General features: G+C 73.4%; 15 protein-coding genes. 11 read left to right on the top strand and 4 right to left on the bottom strand.

Translation table 11 applies throughout. The features are described 5' to 3' along the window. The first annotated feature begins 91 nt into the window (after positions 1–91). The 8 genes from CC117_RS01925 to CC117_RS01890 all read left to right on the top strand — a co-directional run bounded on the left by CC117_RS01925 (position 92) and on the right by CC117_RS01890 (position 13442). On the top strand, positions 92–2494 hold the full coding sequence (locus CC117_RS01925; protein ID WP_241829731.1) for a PI-PLC domain-containing protein: 2403 nt from the start codon (positions 92–94) through the stop codon (positions 2492–2494). A 149-nt stretch (positions 2495–2643) separates the two neighbouring features. Further along, positions 2644–3099: a tellurite resistance TerB family protein gene (locus tag CC117_RS01920; RefSeq protein WP_018638159.1), complete on the top strand. Its 456-nt coding sequence runs from the start codon at positions 2644–2646 to the stop codon at positions 3097–3099. 200 nt (positions 3100–3299) lie between these two features. Beyond that, on the top strand, positions 3300–4172 hold the full coding sequence (locus tag CC117_RS01915; protein ID WP_071081952.1) for a sulfite exporter TauE/SafE family protein: 873 nt from the start codon (positions 3300–3302) through the stop codon (positions 4170–4172). A 162-nt stretch (positions 4173–4334) separates the two neighbouring features. Beyond that, positions 4335–4634 (top strand): chorismate mutase, encoded by a 300-nt coding sequence (locus CC117_RS01910; protein ID WP_071081951.1) that lies wholly within the window; start codon positions 4335–4337, stop codon positions 4632–4634. Positions 4635–5027: 393 nt separating this feature from the next. After that, positions 5028–6917 carry a methylmalonyl-CoA mutase small subunit gene (gene mutA, locus CC117_RS01905; protein ID WP_071081950.1) on the top strand — a complete coding sequence of 630 codons (1890 nt, stop codon included), beginning with the start codon at positions 5028–5030 and terminating at the stop codon, positions 6915–6917. Then, the gene (gene scpA / locus CC117_RS01900) at positions 6917–9202 is read left to right on the top strand and encodes a methylmalonyl-CoA mutase (RefSeq protein ID WP_071081949.1); all 2286 of its coding nucleotides are present in this window, start codon (positions 6917–6919) and stop codon (positions 9200–9202) included. The genes mutA and scpA overlap by 1 nt, the downstream gene beginning before the upstream one ends. 5 nt (positions 9203–9207) lie before the next feature. Beyond that, entirely contained in the window at positions 9208–10194 is a 987-nt protein-coding gene (gene meaB / locus CC117_RS01895) for a methylmalonyl Co-A mutase-associated GTPase MeaB (RefSeq protein ID WP_071081948.1), read from the top strand. 542 nt (positions 10195–10736) lie between these two features. Further along, on the top strand, positions 10737–13442 hold the full coding sequence (locus tag CC117_RS01890; protein WP_071081947.1) for an Hsp70 family protein: 2706 nt from the start codon (positions 10737–10739) through the stop codon (positions 13440–13442). A 186-nt stretch (positions 13443–13628) separates the two neighbouring features. On the opposite strand, the gene CC117_RS01885 is transcribed toward CC117_RS01890, so the two are convergent. Further along, positions 13629–16298, bottom strand: a complete 2670-nt coding sequence (locus CC117_RS01885; protein WP_071081946.1) for a WD40 repeat domain-containing serine/threonine protein kinase — start codon at positions 16296–16298, stop codon at positions 13629–13631. A 384-nt stretch (positions 16299–16682) separates the two neighbouring features. Here CC117_RS01885 and CC117_RS01880 point away from each other — a divergent pair, with 384 nt between their 5' ends. Both CC117_RS01880 and CC117_RS01875 read left to right on the top strand, forming a co-directional pair. Beyond that, a complete protein-coding gene (locus CC117_RS01880) occupies positions 16683–17495 on the top strand; it encodes a methyltransferase domain-containing protein (protein WP_071082063.1) in 813 nt (270 codons plus the stop codon). A 249-nt stretch (positions 17496–17744) separates the two neighbouring features. Then, on the top strand, positions 17745–19043 hold the full coding sequence (locus CC117_RS01875) for an ABC transporter substrate-binding protein (protein WP_071081945.1): 1299 nt from the start codon (positions 17745–17747) through the stop codon (positions 19041–19043). A gap of 84 nt (positions 19044–19127) precedes the next feature. On the opposite strand, the gene CC117_RS01870 is transcribed toward CC117_RS01875, so the two are convergent. After that, positions 19128–20174, bottom strand: a complete 1047-nt coding sequence (locus CC117_RS01870; RefSeq protein ID WP_071081944.1) for a hemolysin family protein — start codon at positions 20172–20174, stop codon at positions 19128–19130. Beyond that, positions 20171–21793, bottom strand: coding sequence for a hemolysin family protein (locus tag CC117_RS01865; RefSeq protein ID WP_071081943.1), 1623 nt, complete (start codon positions 21791–21793; stop codon positions 20171–20173). Before CC117_RS01865 ends, CC117_RS01870 begins: the two co-directional genes overlap by 4 nt. 442 nt (positions 21794–22235) lie before the next feature. On the opposite strand from CC117_RS01865, the gene CC117_RS01860 reads away from it, so the two are divergent. Then, positions 22236–22964 carry a DUF4232 domain-containing protein gene (locus CC117_RS01860; RefSeq protein ID WP_071081942.1) on the top strand — a complete coding sequence of 243 codons (729 nt, stop codon included), beginning with the start codon at positions 22236–22238 and terminating at the stop codon, positions 22962–22964. 124 nt (positions 22965–23088) lie between these two features. Here the strand turns inward: CC117_RS01860 and CC117_RS01855 are convergent, their stop codons facing one another. Continuing rightward, complete coding sequence (locus tag CC117_RS01855; protein ID WP_018639502.1) at positions 23089–23301, bottom strand: hypothetical protein; 213 nt, start codon at positions 23299–23301, stop codon at positions 23089–23091. Positions 23302–23310 lie beyond the last annotated feature (9 nt).

The following is a 23310-nucleotide window of genomic DNA, read 5'->3' as shown; positions in this document are numbered from 1 at the left end:
CCCCGAAACCGGTCAGGTGATCTCGGACCGGGAGATGCGGGATAAGTTGGAGCCGTCAGTGACGGACACGGTGACAGGTCGGGGATGACCGATGGCTTCTGGGCTCCGTGGGCGTCTCCTGCGCCGCTCCACGCCGCCTGGTCCCGCCGCCGGGGGCTTCTCGACGGAGACGCCCGGCCCCGCGGCCGAGCCTGGCTCCGGGGTGGCCGCGGTTCCCGAACCACGCCGACAGGCCGGGCCCGGTGCCGGTGGCGGTGGCCGCGGGCAGAGCGCGCAGGGCCGGCCGCGGCGAGGCGGGGGCCCGGGCCGCCCGCGTGCCGCGGGTGGCGAGCCGCCGACGGGCGGAAAGCGGCTCCGGGTCGCGCAGTGGGCCCTCGCCGTGCTGCTCGCCCTGGTGTGGCTACCGGTGGTCGTGCTGACCACTGCCCGCACCACGGTGCTGAGCGCCGACTTCTACTCCCAGGCGCTGAGCCGGGCGGACGCCTACGACCGCCTCTACACCGAGGTCCTGCCCGACCCGGCGGTGGACGGGCTGCTCTCCGGCCTGCCGATCGACTCGACGCTCGTCACCGCGAACCTGCGGACGGTCCTCCCGCCGTCGACGGTGGAGGAGATGACCAACGAACAGATCCGGCGGGTCGTCGACTACCTGGCCGCGCGTGAGGACGACCTGGCGTTCAGCGTCGACCTGACCCCGATCTTCGGCAACATCTCCGGTCTCGCCAACCGGTACATCGCCGGCGAGCTCGGGTCGGGAACCAGTTACCAGGTCGAGTCCGTGACCGAGTTCACCCGCGCCGTGCTGACCGCCATCGACGAGATCATGGCGGGCCGCCCCCCTGCGGACCTGCCCACGATGGAGCTGTCGGCGCAGGACACCGACCGGGTGATCGACGCAGTCCTCGGCCGGTTGCCGCCCGCCGAGCGCGAGGAGGTGGCCGGCCCGCTGCGTGCGGACCTGCGGTCCGGGAACATCGCCGGCGCACTGGCGCTGATCGGACCGCTGCTGTTCCAGGGCGACGAGCAGGCGATCAGCCAGCTCCAGACGCACCTCGCCGACGGCGCCGTGCTTGACCTGGGGCTGCGGCTTTCCGACCTGCGCGACGAACCCGCGATCAGCACCGTGTCCCGGCTGCACGACGTGGCGGCGGCGCTCGACGGGCTGACGGTGGCCCTGCTCGCGCTGGTCGGGATGATCGGGGCGGGCATCGTCATGGTCGCGGGCGCGCGCGGGCGCTCGCGGATCCGCGCGGTGGCGGGCGCCGTGCTCACCGCCGGCGTCGGGGCGGCCCTGCTCGGGCTCGCCCTACGGATCGCGCTGCCGAATCCGCTGCTGGCGCTGGAGAAGCCGGGCGGCCCGCTGCCGCCGGGCGCCGGCGCCGTCCTCGCGGACTTCTCCCGGCACGCCTACGGCGACATCGAGGCCGACTACCTGCGCATCGTCGGCTGGACGCTGGCCGTCGGCGGGGTGGTCCTCGGCGCCGCGTTCCTGCTGCGGGTGTCGCGGGCGTGGAGCCAGGCGGGCCGCCGGCGTCGGCTGGTCGCCGGCCTCGCGGTGACCGTGCCGGTGATGACCGCGCTGACCTGGCTCGCGTTCCCGGGCGCCGCGGCCAACGCGCGCGACCTGTGCAACAGCCAGACGGCGCTGTGTGACCGGCGCTACGACGAGGTGACCAACCTCGCCGCCCACAACGCCATGGCGACCAGCGAGGACCGCTTCCTCGGCCCGACCCAGGACCCGTCGCTGGTGCACCAGCTTGATCTCGGCGTGCGCGGGCTGCTGATCGACGTCCACCACTGGACGACACCGGAGCAGGTCGACGCGGTCCTCGCGACCCTGCCGCCGTCGACCCGGTCCGCGATCGAGCCGCTGACCCGCAACGCGCGGTCGTCGCGGCCCGGGCTGTGGCTGTGTCACAACCTGTGCCAGCTCGGCGCCCTGGAGCTCTCCGCCGAGCTCGCCCGGGTCGGGGAGTGGATGGCCCGCAACCCGACCGAGGTGGTCACCCTCCTCATCCAGGATCAGGTGCCCGCGCCGGAGATCGCCGGCGCGGTGGCGCAGGCCGGCCTGTCACCCCTGGTCGTCACGCCGCCCGCCGAGGGGGACCGGTGGCCCCGCCTGCGGGAGATGATCGAGAGCGGGCGGCGGCTGGTCGTCTTCACCGAGAGCCAGGATCTGCCCGGGACCTTCCTGCGCAGCTTCTACCGCTACGCCTCCGACACACCGTTCTCCATCGACACGACAGACAAGCTCACCGGCTGCGCCCGGGAACGCGGCCCCGCGGGCGCCCCGCTGCTCCTGCTCAACCACTGGGTGACAGACGCGGCGCCGAGCCGCCAGGCGGCGCTGGTCGCGAACAGCGCCGAAAGCATCCTCGGCCGTGCGCGGGCCTGCGAGTCCGCGCAGGGCCGGCGCCCGACGTTCATCGCCGTCGACTTCGTGAACATCGGCAACGCCTCGCTGGCGATCGACCGCCTGAACGGTGCGGGATGATCACGGCGGGGGAGCGATGCCCGGTTGTCGTCCGTTGACCTCGTGGGACGCTTGACCTGGCTCGGGCGGGGCCCGGCCCTGACCTGATCCGTACCGGAGACCGCTGGGTCTCCACCGACACCGGACACGCCACCGGCAAAGGAGCACAGGTGCCGATCTGGAACCAGCTACGGCAGTCCGCGCAGAGCATGCAGGGCCAGCTCAACGCGAAGAAGAACGACCTCAAGAGCGGCGCGTTCCGGGACGCGAGCATGGCGATGTGCGCGCTCGTCGCCGCCGCGGACGGCACCATCGACCCGGCCGAGCGCCAGCGGGTCGCCTCGTTGATCGTCAGCAACGACGTCCTGTCCAACTTCGCCGCGGACGATCTTCAGCGCCGGTTCAACGACTACCTCGGCAAGCTGCAGGCCGACTTCGACTTCGGCAAGGTGTCCGTCCTGCAGGAGATCGGCAAGGTCAAGAAGAAGCCGACCGAGGCGCGCGCGGTGATCCAGATCGGGATCGTCATCGGCGGCGCCGACGGCAACTTCGACAAGACCGAGCAGGCGATCGTCCGCGAGGCGTGCTTCGCCGTGGGGATCAACCCGGAGGAGTTCGATCTCTGACCCAGTGCCAGGTCGCTGGTGGTCTCGGTGACCGCCTGGGTCTTCCGGGCCGGTGGGTCCGTGAACTGGGCCGCAATCCCTGGCAGAAGCGGAGCCATCGGACCAGGGTGAGGCCGGCGGTCACCGACGCGTGGCTGCGCCGCGGCGGGTCCGGCGCGTGGCGGGCCCACAGCGGCCCGCCACGACCGGACGGAGTACCCGTGGGACCAGCCGACGCGGCCCTCGTCGCGGGGGGTGGGCTGCTCGCCGGTGCCGTGAACGCCATCGCCGGCGGAGGCACCCTGATCGCCTTCCCGGCGTTGCTGGCCACCGGAATGCCGGCGCTGACCGCCAACATCACCTCCTCGGTCGGTCTCGTCACCGGCTACGCCGGCGGCGCGCTCGGCTACCGCAACGAGCTGCGCGGGCAGGCCTACCGGTTGAAGGCGCTGGGCCCGGCCGCGTTGCTGGGCGGCCTGGTGGGTGCCGTCATCCTGCTGCAGACGCCGTCCGACGGTTTCAAGACCGCCGCACCGTTCCTCGTCCTGGCCGCCTGCCTGCTGCTGGCCGTGCAGTCCAGGCTGGCCGCGCTGGTCGCGCGCCGCCGGGCCGCCGCGGTGGCGCCGACCGCCGCCCGCCCTCCCGCCGCGGCACTGAGCGGCACGCCAGCGTCGGCGGCACCGGCGGCAGCGGCCACCGGGGCGGCTGACCCTCCCATCGCGGCGGCCGCGGGCTCCGGCATCACCTGGCCGACGAGGATCGGCGTGTTCGTCGCCGGGGCGTACGGGTCCTACTTCGGCGCCGGGCTCGGGGTGCTGCTGCTCGGTGTCCTCGGCATCCTGCTCGTCGACGAGCTGCAGCGGACGAACGCGCTCAAGACCCTGCTCTCGTTCGGCGTGAACGCGGTCGGGGTCGTGGTGTTCCTGGTGACGGCGCAGGTGGCCTGGGCGTTCGCCGGGATCCTGCTGGTGACCTCGGCCTGCGGCGGGGTGCTCGGGGCACGGGTGGCGCGGCTGCTGCCCGCGGCGGTCCTGCGCACGGCCGTGGTCGTACTGGGTGTCGTCGTCGCCGCGGTGCTGCTGATTCGCGGCTGACCCGGCGGGAATCGCGCGGGCCACCGCCGGCCGAAGACGGGGCCGCCGACAGCGGACACGCCGTCGACGTCGTCCGCCGCAGGACCGGCAACGCGCTACGCGACCAGGGAGGCGTGGTCGCCGCTCGTGACCTGAAAGGCGCCCGTGGGTGTTAATGTCACGGTGACCGATGCTGGCAACGTGCTCCGTGACATCCGCTCGCGTATAGACCTCCTTGACCAACAGATCGTCCAGCTGCTCGCCGCGCGGGAGGATCTGGTCCGGGCGGCCGGCCGGCTCAAGTCGGACACCGCGGCGGTCCGGGCGCCCGACCGTGTGGAACAGGTCGTCCAGCGTGTCCGCGGTCTGGCGAAGGAGGCAGGTGCCTCCCCGGAGGTCGTCGACCGCATCTACCGTGCGATGATCTCGGCCTTCATCGACCTGGAGCTGGCTGTCCATCGCGCCGATCGCCACCCCGGATAGGCGGAATGTCACCTCGGAAGGACAGGCGGGCGAGCGGGCTCAGGGCACTGCTGTCGTCCGGTGTGGACGCGATCCGGTGTCGTGGTGTTCCTGGTGACCGCACAGGCTTTCTGGGCGCTCGCCGGGACGCTGGCTGGTGACGCCCGCGTGCGGCGCGGCGCCCTGGGCGCCCGGGTGACCTGCTTCTTCCTGCCTCGGTGCGGCGGGTCGTGCTGTCGTCGTTCCGGGCGTCGTCGTCCCACCGGTGCTGCTCGTGCGTGGCTGGGCGCCGACGGCTGGCGTCCGCCGCGGTGCGTCAGTGGCCGCCCGGCAGGCTTCTGACCGGGCCCGACGGGTTGTGACGGGAAGAACATTCCGGGCTCGTGGGGCCACGGGCCCCTACGATTCCGTCCCATGACCGTTCCACCGGTGGAGCTGGAGTTGGCCGCCGATTTTCCGGACGTGACGAGGGACGAGTGGCGCCGCCTCGTCCTCGGCGTGCTGCGTAAATCCGGGATCGCGGGTGAGGGCACCGGCCCGGGCGAGGCCGAGGACCTGATCGCGACCTCGACCTACGAGGGAATCAGCATCCGCCCGCTCTACGACGCGGCCGATGGCGCGGCGCTCGACCCGGCCGGCCTGCCGGGCCTGGCCCCGTTCGTGCGCGGCGGGCGACCGCAGGGCGCGAACACCGACGGCTGGGACGTCCGTGCCCTGCACGCGCATCCTGATCCGAAGGCCACGGCCCAGGCGGTTCTCGCCGACCTGGAGAACGGCGTGACGTCCCTGTGGCTGCGGCTCGGTCCGGCGGGCCTGCCGGTGGACGGGCTCGCCGAGGTGCTGCGCGAGGTCTACCTCGACCTGGCCCCGGTCGTTCTGGACGCCGGCCCGCTCACCGGGCCGGCCGCGGAGGCGTTCCTGGCGCTGGCCGGCGAGCGGGGTGTCCCGGCGTCCCAGCTGAGCGGAGTGCTCGGCGCTGACCCGTTGGGGCTGACGGCGCGGACGGGGGCCGCGCCCGACTTCACGGCGGTCCGGGCGCTGGCGCCGCGGGTGGCCGCGGAGTACCCGCGGCTGCGCACGGTGGTCGTCGACGCCCGCGCGTACCACGATGCCGGTGGCAGCGACGCCGAGGAGCTCGGTGCCTCGATCGCCGCCGGGGTCGCCTACCTGCGTGAGCTGACCGGGGCTGGGCTGGGGCTGGCCGAGGCGCTGGGCCAGCTGGAGTTCCGCTACGCGGTGAGCGCCGACCAGTTCCTCACGATCGCGAAGCTGCGGGCGGCGCGGCGGCTGTGGGCGCGGGTGGCGGAGGTCTGCGGGGCGGCGCCCGAGCAGCGGGCCCAGCGCCAGCACGCGGTCACCTCGTCGGCGATGATGACGCGCCGCGATCCCTGGGTGAACATGCTGCGCACGACGGTGGCGTGCTTCGGCGCCGGGGTCGGCGGCGCGGACGCGGTGACGGTCCTGCCGTTCGACGCCCGCCTCGGGCTCGCCGACGACTTCTCCCGACGGATCGCGCGCAACACCCAGACGCTGCTCCAGGAGGAGTCGAGTCTGATCCGGGTGGTCGACCCGGCCGGCGGGTCCTGGTACGTCGAGTCGCTCACCGACCAGCTCGCGGCGGCGGCCTGGGCCGTCTTCACCGAGATCGAGCGGGCCGGCGGCATCGCGGCCGCGCTGGCCGACGGGTCGCTGCGGGCCCGCCTGGCCGCCACCTGGGCGGCCCGCGCGGACGCGCTGGCGCATCGCCGGGATCCGCTGACCGGGGTGAGCGAGTTCCCGAACCTGGCCGAGTCTCTTCCCAGCCGCACGGTTGCCCCGGCGGAACCGGTGGCGGCCGGTGGCCTGCCGGCGATCACCTATGACCAGGACTACGAGGAGCTGCGGGCCCGCTCCGACGCCCACCTCGCGGCGACTGGTGCCCGTCCAGTGGTCTTCCTGGCGACGATCGGCAGCGTGTCGGCGTTCACCGGCCGGTCGACGTTCGCCGCGAACCTGTTCCAGGCGGGCGGCCTGGAGACCCCGGCCGGGGGTCCGGGCACGGACCCGGCAGCCGTCGCCGCCGCGTTCACGGCGTCCGGCGCGAAGGTCGCCTGCCTGTGCTCGGCGGACAAGGTGTACGCCGAATGGGCGGCCCCGGTCGCCGAGGCGCTGCGTGCGGCGGGGGCCGCGCGGGTGTGGCTGGCCGGCAAGGCCGGTGCCCGGGCGGAGACCGATGCCGCCGCCGGGGTGACCGGGTACGTCTTCGCCGGCTGCAACGCCGTCGAGGTGCTGCGCACGACACTGGCAGAGGCGGGAGTGGCCTGATGTCCTCGATCTCCGACTTCTCCGGGATCCCCGACTTCTCCGAGATCGCCCTCGGCGCGCCCGCGGGGGCCGACGCCGACGAGGCCCGCTGGCGGGCCGCGCTGGAGGAGGCCACCGGCAAGGACGTCGACGCCCTGACCTGGGACACCCCCGAGGGCATCGCGGTGAAGCCGCTCTACACCGCGGCCGACACCGCCGGCCTCGACTTCCTGGGCACCTACCCGGGTATGGCTCCCTACCTGCGCGGTCCCTACCCGGCGATGTACGTGACCCAGCCGTGGACGATCCGCCAGTACGCCGGCTTCTCCACCGCCGCCGAGTCGAACGCCTTCTACCGGCGCAACCTGGCCGCCGGCCAGAAGGGCCTCTCGGTGGCCTTCGACCTGCCGACGCACCGTGGCTACGACAGCGACCACCCGCGGGTCACCGGTGACGTGGGCATGGCCGGCGTCGCCATCGACTCGATCTACGACATGCGCCAGCTGTTCGAGGGCATCCCGCTGGACCGCATGAGCGTCTCGATGACCATGAACGGCGCCGTGCTGCCGGTGCTGGCGCTCTACATCGTGGCGGCCGAGGAGCAGGGAGTGGCACCGGAGCAGCTCGCCGGGACCATCCAGAACGACATCCTCAAAGAATTCATGGTCCGCAACACCTACATCTATCCGCCGCAGCCGTCGATGCAGATCATCTCGGACATCTTCGCGTACACCTCGCAGCGGATGCCGAAGTTCAACTCGATCTCCATCTCCGGCTACCACATGCAGGAGGCGGGAGCGACCGCCGACCTGGAGCTCGCCTACACCCTCGCCGACGGCGTCGAGTACATCCGTGCCGGCCTGGGCGCCGGGCTCGCGATCGACGCCTTCGCGCCGCGGCTGTCGTTCTTCTGGGCGATCGGCATGAACTTCTTCATGGAAGTCGCCAAGATGCGCGCCGCCCGGCTGCTGTGGGCGCGCCTCGTCAACCAGTTCGAGCCGAAGAACCCGCGCTCGACGTCCCTGCGCACCCATTCGCAGACCTCCGGCTGGTCGCTGACCGCGCAGGACGTCTTCAACAACGTGGTACGCACCTGCGTCGAGGCGATGGCGGCCACCCAGGGGCACACCCAGTCCCTGCACACCAACGCCCTGGACGAGGCGCTGGCGCTGCCCACCGACTTCTCCGCGCGGATCGCCCGCAACACCCAGCTGCTGCTGCAGCAGGAGTCCGGCACCACCCGGGTGGTCGACCCGTGGGGCGGCAGCCACTATGTCGAGCGGCTGACCTACGACCTGGCCCGCAAGGCCTGGGCGCACATCAGCGAGGTCGAGTCCACCGGCGGCATGGCGCAGGCGATCGACGCCGGCATCCCCAAGATGCGCATCGAGGAGGCCGCGGCCCGCACCCAGGCCCGCATCGACGCCGGCCGCCAGCCGCTGGTCGGCGTCAACAAGTACCGGGTGGCCGCGGACGAGGCGATCGACGTCCTCAAGGTCGACAACTCGGCTGTCCGGGTGGGTCAGGTCGAGAAGCTGCGCCGTCTGCGCGAGGAGCGTGACAGCACCGCCGTGGAGGCGGCCCTGAACGCCCTCACCGCCTCCGCGGACGCGGCCCGGGGTGGTGGCCGGCCGGCCGACCTGGCCCACAACCTGCTCGCGCTCGCCGTGGACGCCGCCCGCGCCAAGGCCACCGTCGGGGAGATCTCCGACGCGTTGGAGAAGGTCTACGGGCGCCACTCCGGCCAGATCCGTACGATCTCCGGTGTGTACCGGGACGAAGCCGGGCCGGCCGGGAACCTCGCGGCGGCCCGCGATGCCGCCGCCGCCTTCGAACGGGCCGAGGGCCGGCGCCCCCGCATCCTCGTCGCGAAGATGGGCCAGGACGGCCACGACCGCGGCCAGAAGGTGATCGCCACGGCCTTCGCCGACATCGGCTTCGATGTGGACGTCGGCCCGCTGTTCCAGACGCCCGCCGAGGTGGCCCGCCAGGCCGTCGAGGCGGACGTTCAGATCATCGGCGTGAACTCGCTGGCCGCCGGGCACCTCACGCTGGTCCCGGCGCTGAAGGAGGAGCTCGCCGCGCTCGAACGCGACGACATTCTCGTCGTCGTCGGCGGGGTCATCCCGCCGCAGGACTTCGACGCGCTGCGGGCCGCCGGCGCGGCCGCGATCTTCCCGCCGGGGACGGTCATCGCGGACGCGGCGATCGAGCTGCTGGCGACCCTGTCCGAGCAGCTCGGCCACGACGAGCCGGCCGAGCGGGCTGGTTCGGCTGGGGCGGCCGGGCCCGTCGAGGCCTCCTGACCGCGGTGGCACGGCGGGTCGTCGACGTCGCCGAGTACGCCGACGGCGTCCTCGCGTCGTCCAGGATGTGGATCGCGCGGGCCGTCACGCTGGTCGAGTCGAGCCGGCCCGACCACCGCGAGGCCGCGCAGAAGCTGCTGGTGACCCTCCTCCCGCATGCCGGCAAGGCGCGGCGGGTGGGGATCACCGGCGTGCCCGGGGTGGGCAAGTCGACGTTCATCGACGCGCTCGGGACGACGCTCACCGCGAAGGGCCACCAGGTGGCCGTGCTCGCGGTCGACCCGTCCTCCACCCGCACCGGCGGCAGCATCCTCGGTGACAAGACGCGGATGGCGGATCTGTCAGCCGACCCGGCGGCCTTCATCCGCCCGTCGCCGACCGCGGGAACGCTGGGCGGTGTCGCCAAGGCCACCCGTGAGGCCATGGTCATCATGGAGGCGGCCGGCTACGACGTGGTCCTCGTCGAGACGGTCGGGGTCGGCCAGTCCGAGACCACGGTCGCCGACATGGTCGACACGTTCCTGTTCCTGACCCTGGCCCGGACCGGCGACCAGCTCCAGGGCATCAAGAAGGGCGTCCTGGAGCTGGCGGACGTCATCGCCGTCAACAAGGCCGACGGGCCACACGAGCTGGACGCCCGCCGGGCCGCCCGCGAGCTCGCCGGCGCGATCCGGCTCCTGCAGGGCGGCGCCCGCGACTGGCAGACACCGGTACTGACCTGCAGCKCCGCGGAGCGGACCGGCCTGGACACGGTGTGGGCGCAGGTCATCAAGCATCAGGACACCCTGGACGCCTCCGGTGAGCTCGCCGCCCGCCGCCGCCGCCAGCAGGTCGACTGGACGTGGGCGATGGTCCAGGACCGGCTGCTGACCCGCCTGCGCGACCACCCCGGCGTCCAGGCGGTGACCGCCGACATCGAGCGCCGGGTCCGCGACGGCGTGCTGACCCCCAGCCTCGCCGCCGACGCGATCCTCGAGGCGTTCGACGCGTAGGCACCGTCCGTGCCCGTGCGGCCGCGGACGGGAGTGAGAAGCTGGGCGTGGGTATCGAGGTGTGTCGAAGCGTCGCGCATTCGCGGATGTCGACCCGGACACCGGCCGGCGCCGGTGCACGGAAAAGATCCTGGTCGACACGGAGGTCTTTTCGTTTGTGCACCCTGATCGCCGCGAACGGGACTGATTAGCGCGGATCCGCACCCGATACTCCGCGCCGCGTCTCTGCTTCATCGTGTCGCTGCCGGCCTGCGGCATTTCTCCGGCGTCGTTTCCGACCCGACGACATACACCGAGCCCGCGTGGCCGGTCGGGCGCGGGACTCCTGATGGTGTCCGCCTTCTGATACGGATGTCCGCTACCGGATACGGCGCACCTGGTCGGAAGGCCTACGATGTGGCCGCCGGATCTTTCGTCGTTGTGTGAACGACCCGATCGGATGCCGATGGCGTCGGATGCACCGAGGGGAACCGGGGGGAGCACGCGGCGTCCGTCCGCATCAGCCACGGCGGACGGCGGACGAATGAAAGCCGGAGGATCCAGTGGGCTACCAACTAGGTATCGATGTCGGGTCGGCGACGACGGTTCTCGCGGTTGCCGACGGAGGCTGGCCCGCTGTGCTCGCCGTGGGCGGTGGGCGGGAGGTGCCGTCCGTGCTCTACATGCCCCCGGCGGGGGGCGTGCTGGTCGGCCGGTCCGCCGCACGGCGGGCCACGGCCGACCCGGACCGGGCGGCGAGCGGCTTCCTGYACCGGGTCGGGGAGACCGGCCACATCCTGGTCGGCGGCGCGGCCTACAGCCCGGAGGGCCTGCTGGCCCGGCTCGTCGGGCATCTGGTCAGCCAGGTCGTCGCGGCCCGCGGCGAGGAGCCCGACCACATCGTCATCGCGCACCCGACCTTCTGGCCCGAGCACCGCCGCGAGGCGTTCGCCGAGGCGGTCAGCCAGCTGTCGGACGTCTCCGCGCCCGTCACGACCTGCGCCTCGGCGGACGCGATCGGCACGCTGCTGCTGAGCCGCCGGTCGGCCCGGACCGTCGACCTGGTCGGCTTCTACGACTTCGGCGCCGGCCATCTCGACACGGCGGTGCTGTCCTTCAGCCCCTTCGGGTTCGACAAGCTCGGGTCCCCGGCCGGCCTGAGCCGCGCCGGCGGCACCGCCATCGACGACCTGCTGGTTGACCGGGTACTGGCCCAGGCGGGCAGCAGCCGCGACCGGCTCGACCTCGCCGACACCGCTGTCGTGGTGGCGCTCGGCCGGCTGCGGGACGAGTGCGCGCAGGCCAAGGAGTACCTCGCCGAGGATGACGAGGTCGAGGTCGCGTTCGCCGTTCCCGGTGTCACGGGGACCTCGGCCACCCTGCGGCGGGCCGACCTGGAGATGCTCGTCGCCCCGGTCGTGGAGGACACGGTGCGGGCGTTCCGGCAGGCGCTGCGCAGCGGCCAGGCCGACGCCGCCGACCTGTCGACCGTCATCCTCTACGGCGGCACCGCGCGGATGCCGCTGGTCGGAGCCCAGATGCGGGCGGCGTTCCCGACCGTCGGCCGCTGGCAGTACGGCTCGGACGACGACATCGCCACCGGAGCCGCGCTGATCGCCGCCGGGCTCGCCGAACGCGCGTCGGGCGAGGACATCACCTCGATCATCCGGCCGCCCGCCAACGCGCCGGCGCCCTCCTCCGTGCCGCCGTGGGGCCCGGTGTCGCAGCCGGGCGCCTACCCGCCCGCGGGTTCCGTGCCGCCGCTGGCCTCCGTCCCGCCGATGGGTTCCGTGCCCCCCGCGTTCTCGCTTCCGCCGGTGACGTCCGTCCCGCCGGCCGGGTCCTACCCGTCGACCGGGCCGGTGCCCGGCCACCAGGGATCCGACCCCGACGCGACGGTGATCGGCGGCGGCGACCGCTCCGGCCAGGCTGCCGGCGCGGGCACCTCCGGGGGCCTGTGGGGGTCCGGCGACACGGCGGCGACGTCCGCCGGCGCCTACGACACGAGCATGGCCACGGTGCTCGGCGGCATGGAGGTCGTCGCACCGTCGGGCGGCCACCCGACCGGCGCCGGTACCGGGTCGGGGCCGGTTCCCCCCGGGGCGTCCTGGACCGGCGCAGGGCCCGGGAACACGGCCGCGGCCGGTGCCGGGGGTGCCGGGGGTGCCGGGGGTCCCGGGGGCAGGGCCGCGCGGCGGTCGTCGGCCGCCCGTGGCGGCCCGTTCGCGGGCTGGTCACGGACGACGATCGCCGCCGCGGCGGCCGCGGTCGTGTTCGTCGCCGCGGCCACGACCTTCGGCCTGGTCCTGGCCGGTGGCGACGATGACGAGTCGCCGAGCAGCGTGCTGCCCGCCGCCGCGCCGCAGGTCACGCAGCAGCCGGTGGCGAGCGCTGCGCCCACCCCGGTTACCCGGGGGCCGAACACGGTGCTGGTCGCCGGTTCCGCCGAGGTCGCGCCGATCAGCGAGACCGCCTACGCCGGCTTCCGCCAGGTACAGCCGAACGTGACGGTCAGCGTCAACGCCTCGACCACCGAGGACGGTTTCGCGAAGCTGTGCGCGGGTGACGTCGACGTCGCCGGTGCGTCCTTCGAGTTCGATCCCAGCTTCTCGCAGGACGCGGGGTGCGCGGACCAGATCGTCGGCTTCGAGGTCGCCCACCACACCCTGCCGATCGTGGTGAACCCGGAGAACACCTGGGCCCAGTGCATGACCCTCGACCAGGTCCGTGAGATCTGGGACGCCGGCTCGAGCATCACCCGGTGGAGCCAGATCGACTCCTCCTTCCCGGACGAGCCGATCACCTTCGTCGGGCCGTCGCGCGACACCGTGCAGGCCCAGGTGTTCAACGCGACCGTGAACGACGCCAGCGACCGCTCCCGCCAGTATCAGGAGACCGACCTCAGCGGCGTGGCGAACGACGTGGCTGGCGACCGCCTGGCGATGGGCTTCCTCGACTTCCCGACCTACGAGACGTTCGGGCCGCGCCTGCGCGGCCTGGAGATCAACAATGGTGACGGTTGCGTCGAGCCGAACGCCGTGACCGCCGGAACGGGCTTCTACCTGCCACTGTGCAAGCCGGTGTTCGTCTACGCCCGCAAGGACGCGCTGCGCGAGCCCGGCACCGCCGCCTTCATGCGCTACTACATGGAGAACGGCAAGGACATCGCGTTCGATGCGCACTACGTCCCGCGGACCGACAGCACGATCAGCGAGAACGTCGCCCGCGTCGACGAGCTGACCCAGGGCGTACCCGCCGTCACGGCCTGACCGCCCGGCGGGCGCCGCCGCCCGTCATCCCTGCCGGGACTCTCGCAGTCCTCGTCCGGCCGTCACGCAGCTCCAGGGCGTGGCGGCCGGACGTCGTTGCGGTGGCTTGCGGGGGAGGGTGTTTCAGACGGCAGTCGCGGCCCGCAGCCGGCTGGGCCGAGCGGGTCAGGCGTGGCGGGGAAGGGGTCAGACGCGGCAGGGATCGGTGTACGGAAGCTCCGGGATGCGCTCGTCCCACTCGTCCTGGCTGATCCGCGCCGCCGGGTCCGCGCAGGCGGCGGCGGTGAGCCGGTCGGGGTTGACCGACCACACCGTGGTCTGGCCGTCCTCGGTGGTCGTCGCCAGCCGGTCACCGGTCTGGTCGACCGCCAGGGCCAGGACCGAGCTGCCGACATCGTCGACGCGTGCCATCGCGGACGGCCCGGAGTCGCTCCAGTAGGTGATGACGCCGGCCTGGTCACCGCTCACGATCTGGCCGGCGGCGCCGAACGCGAGCGCGGTGACAGGCGTGTCGTGCCCTGTCAGCTCGGCGGTGACGCGGCTCTCCTGGGGGTTGCCGACATCCCAGACCCGAACGGTCCGGTCGTCGCCGCCGGTGGCCAGGCGCTTCCCGTCGGCGCTGAAGGCGATCGCGTTGACCGCGCCCCCCGCACCGCTGGCCACCCCGGCGCGGACCGGGCGCTCCGGGTCGGTGATGTTCCAGAGCTGGACCTCGCCGCCGATGCCCGCCACCGCCAGCAGGTCGCCGGCGGGGCTCAGCGCCATGTCCGTCCGGACGGACATGGTGCGCTGCAGCCGCGGTGGGTCCGGCGTCGCCGGGTCGGTGAGCCGCCAGAGGGCGAACGTACCGTCCCCGGTCGCCGCGGCGAGCAGCGTCCCGTCCGCGGACAGCGCCACCTGGAGCGGCGTGCCCAGCCCGGCCAGCACGGCCAGCCGCCGCGGGTCCGCCGGGTCGCGGACGTCCCACAGCCGCGCCGGGTCCGCGGTGCCGCTGACGGCCAGCCGGTCACCGTCCTGGTCGAAGGCGAGGGCCATGGCCGGGTCCTCGGTCGGCCGCTCGCTGAGCAGCGCCGGCTCGGCGCCGTCGGCCAGCCGGTAGAGCCGCAGGACACCATCCGGCCCGGCCGTGGCGAGCACCGAGCCTGACGGGCTGAACGCGACATCCCGGGCGGGGCTGCCCGCCGCTGGTGTCTGTGCCGCCGTGCTCGCGCCGAACGAGGCGATCAGCGCATCCCGGGCGGCGCCGGCAGGCGCGATGCGGTAGGCCGCGAGACTCAGCCGCGCGGCCAGGGCTGGATCGGTGGCGCGGCTGCCCGCCGCCTCGGCGGCGAGCCGGGCCGCGACGGCCGCCCGGTCGGCGCTCGACGGGGTGTCGTCACCGCCGAGGGTGACCAGCGGGATGGTGATGGCCGCGGCCAGTGCCGCCGCGAAGCCGGCCAGGGCGACCGTTCGGCCCGTCCGGTGGCGGCCGGTGCCGGCGTCCGGAGCCGGCTGCTCCGGCCCGCCGCGACTGCCGCCGAAGGCGGCGGGAGCCCCGGGCACCGGCGGATGCTGCGGTGCTGACGGGTGCTGCGGTGCCGGCGAGTGCTGGGGTGCCGGCGAGTGCTGGGGCGCCCACGAGGTGTGGGGCGCGGGCGAGTACGGCGATGCACCCGGATGGGGTGGTGCCGGCGGCCGGGACACCGGTGGGACCTGCGACGGCGGGACGGAGGGGAGTGACGGGAAGGAGGCCGCCGAGGGCGGCGGAGTGCCCGCCCGGGAGACCGGTGAAGGCGGCGCCGGGTGCGGCTGCGGGACGGGGTGCGCCTGCGGGGCGGGGGAGAGCGGCGCGGCCGAACCACCATCAGCCGCTCCGGCGACTCCGGCGACTCCGGCCGCGGTGGACGAGGGCGCTGCCGCCGCGGATCTGCGGCCGCCCAGCGACCACCGGCGTCCGCGTCCCGGGCCGGCGTCACCCGCGCTCTCGGCGCTGTCGGCAGCTGCCGGGCCCGCTGCCCGGTCGGGGATCGGCACGCCGCCGATCAGCGCCGCGCGCAGCTCCTCGGCGGTCGGACGGGTCGCGAACTCCTTGCGCATCGCCAGCTCGACGAGTTCCCGCAGCTCGCCGGTCACGCCGTCCAGCCGGGGCTGCTCGTTCACGATGCGGTAGAGGACGGCCTCCACCCGGCCCTGCCCGAACGGCGGCTGCCCGGTCGCCGCGAAGATCATGATCGAGCCCCAGGCGAAGATGTCGACCGCGGCGGTGATCGGCTGATCGAGAATCTGCTCCGGCGACATGTACCCGGGGGTGCCGATCGCCTGCTTCACGTTGCGGGACAGGTCGCTGACGGTGTCGTACTCCCGGGCGAGCCCGAAATCGATCACCTTCGGGCCGACCGGGGAAAGCAGGACGTTCGCCGGGGTGAGATCCCGGTGGACGATGCCGGCCGCGTGGATCGCCGACAGCGCGGTGGCGACGCTGACCGCGAGCTGTTCGAGATCGGCGGGGCGCATCGGCCCGCGGGCCGAGACATGCCGCGACAATGTCGGGCCCTCGACGAACTCCGTCACCAGATACGGCTGGGGGCCGTCAGGGTCGGCGTCGAGGACGGCCGCGGTGGTGAACCGTCGCACCCGGCGCGCGCTTTCGGCCTCCCGGGCGAACCGGGCCCGGAACTCCGGACGGGACGCCAGCTCAGGCCGGATGACCTTGATGGCGACCGYGGTGCCGTCCGGCGCCTGACCGAGGAAGACCRCACCCATCCCGCCCTGGCCGAGGCGGCCCACGACGCGGTAGGCCCCGAGCTGGACGGGGTCCTCCGCACGCAGCGGTCGCGCGGTGTTGCCGGACACCGGTGGTGGCGTATACCCGGTCACGCGGCCCCACTCCTGCGTTCGTCACGGTTGCCCTCAGATTACCGGGGCCGACGACCGGGCCCGGGGCCGTTGAGCATGACCGATCTGGTACCCGTGCGACCTGGTACTCGTTCGGTCTGGCACTCGTGCGGCCGGYACTGGTGGTCGGTGCGAACGCCTGCACACATCACACCGTGACCGATCCTACGGCATGATCCTTCGCCCTCCGTTCGACGGCCTGACGGGTTCCCGGACAGGTGCGTGCCGGGCCGGAGAAGTGATCCGTGAACGTCATTCCCGAACGGGCCGGATTCCCCGCGCGCGCCATATACCGTGCATCCGGCCGGCCTCCGGTTCCGCCGGATTTCCCCGGCCGGTTCGCTCGTGTCGAATCTGGGAGGTCACGTGCTCCGCCGTGCGGCGAAGTTCGAGGTCAGTCTCACCCCGACGTCCGACTCCCTGCTGTCGCCGGTGGCCGACGAGCCGCGGCAGTGGCTGCTGGGCCGGGCGCTGGACGAGTTCGCCGCCGATGTCGGCGCGCTCGACGAGGTCGCCGGGCAGATGGTCCCCGGGGGGACCCGTCCGAAGATCGACGTCGCCGTGGACGAGGCGGTGCCGGCGGTCACCGGCGGAACGCTGCTGGTCTCCGGCCAGGAGGTGATGCAGACCTGGGAGGAGCCGCTGATGCGAACCCTCGCCACCGCCGTCACCCGGCCCGGCGGGACCGTGTGCGAGGTCGGGTTCGGCCTCGGGATCTCGGCGGGATTCGTCCAGGAACACGGCCCCTCCGGTCACACGGTCATCGAGGCGAACCCGGACGTCGCGGTGACCGCGCGGGAGTGGGCGGCGGGGCGGGCCGGGGCCGAGATCGCCGTCGGCCGCTGGCAGGATGTGCTGCCCGGCCTCGGCAGGTTCGACGGGATCCTGTTCGACACCTACCCGTTGGACGAACGCGAGGTCGACGACTACGTGGTGCGCGACGCCACCTTCGCCGAGCACTTCTTCCCGCACGCCGCCGCTCACCTGACCGACGGCGGGTCCTTCACCTACTACTCGAACGAGATCGACTCGGTCTCCCGGCGTCACCAACGTTCCCTGCTGCGGCATTTCGAGACGTTCTCCGTGCGGGTGGTGGATGGCCTGCGGCCCCCGGCGGACTGCAGCTACTGGTGGGCCCCGTCGATGGCGGTGATCGTGGCCTCGGGTCCGCGTCGGTGACCCGGATCCCCCGCGATGGGGGACCGGGGGGCCGGTGGCAGGGGGGATGACCTCGGCGGGCCCGCGAGCCGCGGCGCGGTGGACGGTGTGCGCCGTACGCGTGATGTTGTACGGTTGCCGCACCGGTTTGCCCCCTGATCAGGGTTAAAGTACAAATAATCCTTTTTGTCCTGAAGTTGCAGGGCTGGGCCCGGTCCGCAGGAGGCTTGTGAGCGCCGCGCCGCGGCGCCCGGACATCAGGAGACGCCGATGACCCCCGGAGCGCCCCCCGCCCCGCCGGACCGCGGCGGCAGCGGCGCCAGCGGGCGCGGCTTACCCGGCCCACGCCGGCGGGCCGGCGTCGTGGTGGCGCTGGGGGCGGCCCTCGCGCTCCTGGCCAGTGGGTGCGTGGGGGACTCCGCGGCCGACAGCTCGGCGGCGAGGCCGTCACCGAGCTGCGCCGCCGAGGAGGGTGTGACGCCGTCGGAGGTCCGCTTCGGCGCGCTCTACCCGGACACCGGGTCCGGGGCGGGGGTCTCCCGGGCGTTCCGGGCCGGCATCGACGCCCGGCTGGGCGCGGCGAACGCAGCCGGTGGCATCCACGGGCGGCAGGTCCACTACGACTGGCGCGACGACGAGTCGACCCCGGACGGCGCCCTGGACGCCGCGCGCATGCTGGTGGACCACTCGCACTCGTTCGCGGTCGTCGGCACCAGCGGCATCGCGGCCGATGCCGCCAGTTACCTGGCCGAGCGGGGTGTCCCGACCATCGGCCAGGACCTGACCGCCGGCGGGGAGAACACCTTCGGCTACTCGAACGTGCTCGGCGGCGACCTCGGCACCTCGGTCTTCGGCGTGTTCGGCCGTTCCCACGGTGCCACCCGCGCGGTGATCCTGCGCACCGAGGCGATCCCGGTTTCCGGGCAGATCGCCGAGCGCCTCGGCCGCAGCCTGCGCGCCGGCTCGGTCGAGGTCGTCGACACGATCGACTGGACGCCGGCAGGCTTCGACCTGGGCGCGGCGGCCGCCCGCGTCCAGGCCGTCGGCGCCGACATGATCACCGGAGTGGTGCCGGTCCGGGCCTTCACCGACGTGCTTGCCGCGGCGCGCCAGGCCGGCGCGACGATCAAGGTCGCCATGCAGCCGATCGGCTACGACCCGGTCCTGCTGACGAAGCCCCGGCCCGAGCTCGCCGGCAGCTTCTTCCTGGTCGACTTCGTGCCGTTCGAGGCGGGAACCCCGGCGCATCGCCGCTACCTCGAGGCGATGGCCCGCTACGCGCCCCAGATCGAACAGCCCGAGCAGACCACCGGCCTGGTCGGCTGGATGACCGCCGACCTGTTCCTGCGCGGCCTGGACGAGGCCGGCCCCTGCCCGACCCGGGCCGGCTACATCGCCGGCCTGCGCGCCGTGCGCGACTACGCCGCGGACGGGCTGCTGCCCAGCGGGGTGAACCTCGCGGACAAGTCCGCGCCGAAGGCCTGCGTCAGCATGGTCCGGGTGTCCCAGGCCGGGGACTCCTTCCAGGTCCAGATGCCGATGGCCCTGTGCGGAGAGACCGTCCGCTAGCCGACGTCCGGCTCCGAGGGTCGCCCCCGCCCACCCCGCCCGGCGAACCGGGCGGGGCGTCGGCGTGACGTCAGGCGTCATTCGTCAGGCGTGGTGGCGGGTCGATTCGTCGCGGATCTCACCCACCAGCTCCTCCAGGATGTCCTCCAGAGCCACCAGACCGAGGATGTGGCCGGACGGGTCCGACAGACGCGCCAGGTGCGAGCCGGAGCGCTGGATCGTCGCCAGCGCGGTGCGCAGGCTGTCGTCCGCCCCCACCCGGACCAGCGGCCGGATCCACTTGGCGGCCACGGGTGCGGACCGCCGGTCCTCCCGGTTCTCCAGGACGTCCTTGAGATGCAGGTAGCCGACGAGGTCGTCGCCCTCCCCGCGGACGGGGAACCGGGTGAACCCCGTCTCGGCGGCGAGCTGCTCCACCTCCCGGGGGGTGATGGTGGGCGGCACGGTGACCAGCCCGTCCGGGCGCAGCAGGACGCTGCGCGCGGTGCGCTCGTCGAACGACAGCGCGCCGTTGAGCAGGTCGCGCTCGTCCGCGGCGAGCAGGCCCTCCCGGTGCGACTCCTCGATCAGTCCGGCCACCTCGTCCCGCGTGTAGACGTTGGTCACCTCGTCCTTCGGCTCGACCCGCACCGCCCGCAGCGTGAGGTTCGCGATCAGGTTCAGGATCGAGATCACCGGCTTCACCACCCGGACGACGGCGACCAGCAGTGGGGTGAGAAACAGGACCGCCCGGTCCGGCAGTGCCAGGGCGAGGTTCTTCGGCACCATCTCGCCGATCACCACGTGCAGGTACGTCACCAGGCCGAGCGCGATGGCGAACGCGATCGGGTGGCGCAGCGAGGACGGCAGCCCGACCGCCTCGAAGGGGCCCTCCAGCAGGTGCGCGATGGCGGGCTCGCTGAGCGCGCCGAGGCCGAGCGTGCAGATGGTGATGCCGAGCTGCGCGCCCGCCAGCATCAGCGACACGTTCTCCATCGCGTGCAGCGTCACCTTGGCCGCGCGGGAACCGGCCTCCGCACGCGGCTCGATGGTGTCGCGGCGCGCGGAGATGAGGGYGAACTCCGCCCCGACGAAGAAGGCGTTGCCCGCCAGCAGCAGGACGGTGACGGCCAACGCCAGGAGATCGCTCATCGGCCCGCTCCGCGGGTGCCGGCGTGCACCGCGCTCGCGTCGCCGTCGGTCGGGCGCGGTGCTCCTTCGGCCGCCCGCGCGTCGTCGCCGTCGGCCACCGGTGCGCCGCCCGCGGTGGGCGAGGCGGGCGAGGCGGGCGCGTGGTCGTCCGCGGGTGCGGTGCTCGCCGCCGGTGCGTCCGCCGTGGGCCGTGCGCCGTCGGTCGCCGCTGCGTCGGCCCTGCCCGGCGGCGTGCCCGGGGGAGTGGAGCCGGCGCTCCTGACGTCCTCGGCGCTCTCGGCGTCAGGGCCCTGGGCTGGGAGTGCTCCGCCTCCCGGCGCGGCCCCGGCCCCGTCCGCGAGCCGGACGCGGTCGACCCGCCGGCCGTCCATCCGCTCGACCTCGTAACGGATGCCGTCCACCGTGGTCGTGTCGCCCACGCGGGGGATGCGCCCCAGCATGCTGGACATCAGCCCGCCCAGGGTCTGGTAGGCGTCGTCGCCGGGGATGGGCAGGCCGGTGACCTCGCTGGCCTCCTCGGGCCGCAGCAGGCCGGACAGCAGCCAGCTGCCGTCCCGGCGGCGCAGGGCACGGGGGCTGACCCGGTCGTGCTCGTCGATGACGTCGCCGACGATCTCCTCGATCAGGTCCTCCGCGGTGACCAGCCCGTCCGTTCCGCCGAACTCGTCGACGACGATGGCCATCTGCAGGCCGCCCGAACGGAGGGTCTCCAGCAGTGGCTCGAGCGCCATCGAGGACGGCACCGTGGCCGCGGGCACCATCACGCTGTGCACCGCCGTGCTGTCACGTGCCTCCTCGGGCACGCTCACCGCATGCTTGACGTGGACGAGCCCGACGACGTCGTCGCTGCCGTCCCCGATGACCGGGAACCGGGCGTGGCCGGTGCGCCGGACCGCCCTGATCACCTCGGCGACCGGGGCGTTCGCGTCGATCGACTGCATGCGCATCCGCGGGGTCATGACGTCCTCGGCGACGCGGTCACCGAAGGTCAGGGAACGTTGCATGAGCGTCGCGGTCTCCCGCGGCAGGGTGCCGTGCTCGGCTGACCGCCCGAGCAGCGAGAACAGCTCCTGGGGCGACCGCGCCGACGCGAGCTCCTCCTGCGGCTCGATGTTGACCCGCCGCAGCAGCGAGTTCGCCGTGCTGTTCAGCGAGCGGATCGCCGGCCCGGTGACCCGGGTGAACAGGCGCTGCGGGCGTTGGACGGCCCGCGCCGTGCCCAGCGGTTTCGCGATCGCGAGATTCTTCGGGACGAGCTCCCCGTAGAGCATCGTGAAGCCGGTCGCGAGGACGAGTGCCAGTGCCACCGAGAGACCACCGGCCACACTCCGGGACGCGCCCAGGCCGATGATCGGCCCCTCGATGAGGTCCGCGATGGCCGGCTCGGCGAGGAAACCGATAGCCAGGTTGGTGACGGTGATGCCGAGCTGTGCTCCGGAGAGTTGGGTGGAGAGGGTTCGCAGCCCGCTCAGGACCCCGGCGGCGGCTTTGTCTCCGCCGGCGGCAGCCCGCTCGACCGTGGGCCGGTCGACCGTCACGAACGCGAACTCCGCCGCCACGAAGACGCCGCAGGCGGCGATCAGCACAAGACTCAGGAGCAGTAGGAGCGCCTCTGTCACCGATCGACCCCCGCGGGCGCTTCCCTACGCGTGGGTCGGCCGGAACTACATCCGGCGTCGTCGGAACTGTTCATGATCCCTTCCGTCGGGTGGGACGGCCGTCGGGCCCGCCCAGTCGCCCAGCATTCTGACTACCCCCGTCGCGCAGGTTCAACGCTCGCCGGGAGCGGACCGTTTCACGATGACCTGTGGGATGTGTATCGGTCCAGAGGGCTTGAGCATGGCAGGGCGGATCGGCACGGAACGGCGCCCGGCCAGCCACTCGGTGCCTGTCCGTATCCGCCCGAATCGGCCTGCCCGCGCCGCGGCGTTTTACGCGGTCGATGGTCCCGGCCGGAAGACAGGACGTCCGTCGGGTGTGGCACGAGCCCGGGCGGGGAAAGTGATCAGCACCCCGGGAACTCCGGGGCGGAGCCCAGATCGGGGGATCCGGGAGGGCGACATGCGTCTTTCTCCGCGCACCCTCGACCTGTTTCTGATTCATCCGGCGGAAATGCCGCGCAGAAGGCCTGGGCGTACCGCGGCCGGAACCGCGCTGGCCGCTGTCGCGGCCTTTTCACTCTTCGGTGCGGAGTCTGCCGGTGCGGGTTCCGAGACAACCCTGCCCACCCGCCCGTCGTCCGCCTACCGGACCACCTCGGAGACGTCCTGCGCCTCCGGCGACCTGCGGGCGGAGCTGACCGGGGCGCAGCACGGAGCAGGCCAGACCCACGCGGAACTGGTCCTGGTCAACATGAGCGGGCGGTCCTGCACGGTAGCTGGGCACCCCGCCGTGTTCCGGGTCGACGCGGCCGGCCGCCGGCTGGGGGCACCGGCGGCGGCCGACGGGCCGGACGGCTCCCCGGTGCTGCTGGCGGCAGGCGGGCGGGCCGTTGCGGGGCTGACGCTGAGCGCCGCGGGGCTCTTCCCGGGGTGCGGGGATGGCGGCCCGGTGGCCGACGTGGCCGACCTGCAGGTCATCCCGCCCGGGGGCCGGAGGGCCCTGCCGGTGGCGGGCTTCGCTGATGTTCTGCCGACGGACTGGTCCGCGCAGGGTGGGAGGAATCCGGCGTCGGGGGGATCGTCAACCCTCGCGGACACCTCCGGTGGTGCGCCGGACGCCGGGCCCGACCGCGGCTGCGCGGAGCCCGAGCCGACCATGATGCGGGTCACCGCCCTCGCCGCCGGGTGACCCCCTCGGACCGGGATCCCGAGCCCCGGGTCCGGCCTGCGGTGCGTGCTCTCATACCTGGTCCCGCCGGTGCGCCCGGGCGCACCGGCGGGACCGGTCGTCCATCTGTCGGCGGCGTCGGCGCCTACCGCGGAGCCAGACCGAAGGTGTAGAAGATCGCGAGCGGCCAGCCCAGGGTCGCCACCACCGCGGTGAAGAAGTGACGCAGGGTCGCGCCGTCCCAGTCAGTGACATCCCAGTAGTCCTGGCTGATCGTGATGATGAGTCCGATGGCCAGATAGAGAAGAAATCCGAGACTGATGCTGCTGTAGGTCCGAGTGCGTACCCGGGTCGCCATCGGGGGCTC

The sequence above is a fragment of the Parafrankia colletiae genome, from assembly GCF_001854655.1.
Lineage (GTDB): Bacteria > Actinomycetota > Actinomycetes > Frankiales > Frankiaceae > Parafrankia > Parafrankia colletiae.
This window is presented reverse-complemented; position numbering and strand designations above follow the sequence as displayed.

Coding starts and splice junctions, on each gene's coding strand:
- CC117_RS01925 (WP_241829731.1), top strand. CDS start 92: ATGGCTTCTGGGCTCCGTGGGCGTCTCCTGCGCCGCTCCACGCCGCCT.
- mutA (WP_071081950.1), top strand. CDS start 5,028: ATGACCGTTCCACCGGTGGAGCTGGAGTTGGCCGCCGATTTTCCGGAC.
- scpA (WP_071081949.1), top strand. CDS start 6,917: ATGTCCTCGATCTCCGACTTCTCCGGGATCCCCGACTTCTCCGAGATC.
- CC117_RS01875 (WP_071081945.1), top strand. CDS start 17,745: ATGACCCCCGGAGCGCCCCCCGCCCCGCCGGACCGCGGCGGCAGCGGC.
- CC117_RS01860 (WP_071081942.1), top strand. CDS start 22,236: ATGCGTCTTTCTCCGCGCACCCTCGACCTGTTTCTGATTCATCCGGCG.
- CC117_RS01855 (WP_018639502.1), bottom strand. CDS start 23,301: ATGGCGACCCGGGTACGCACTCGGACCTACAGCAGCATCAGTCTCGGA.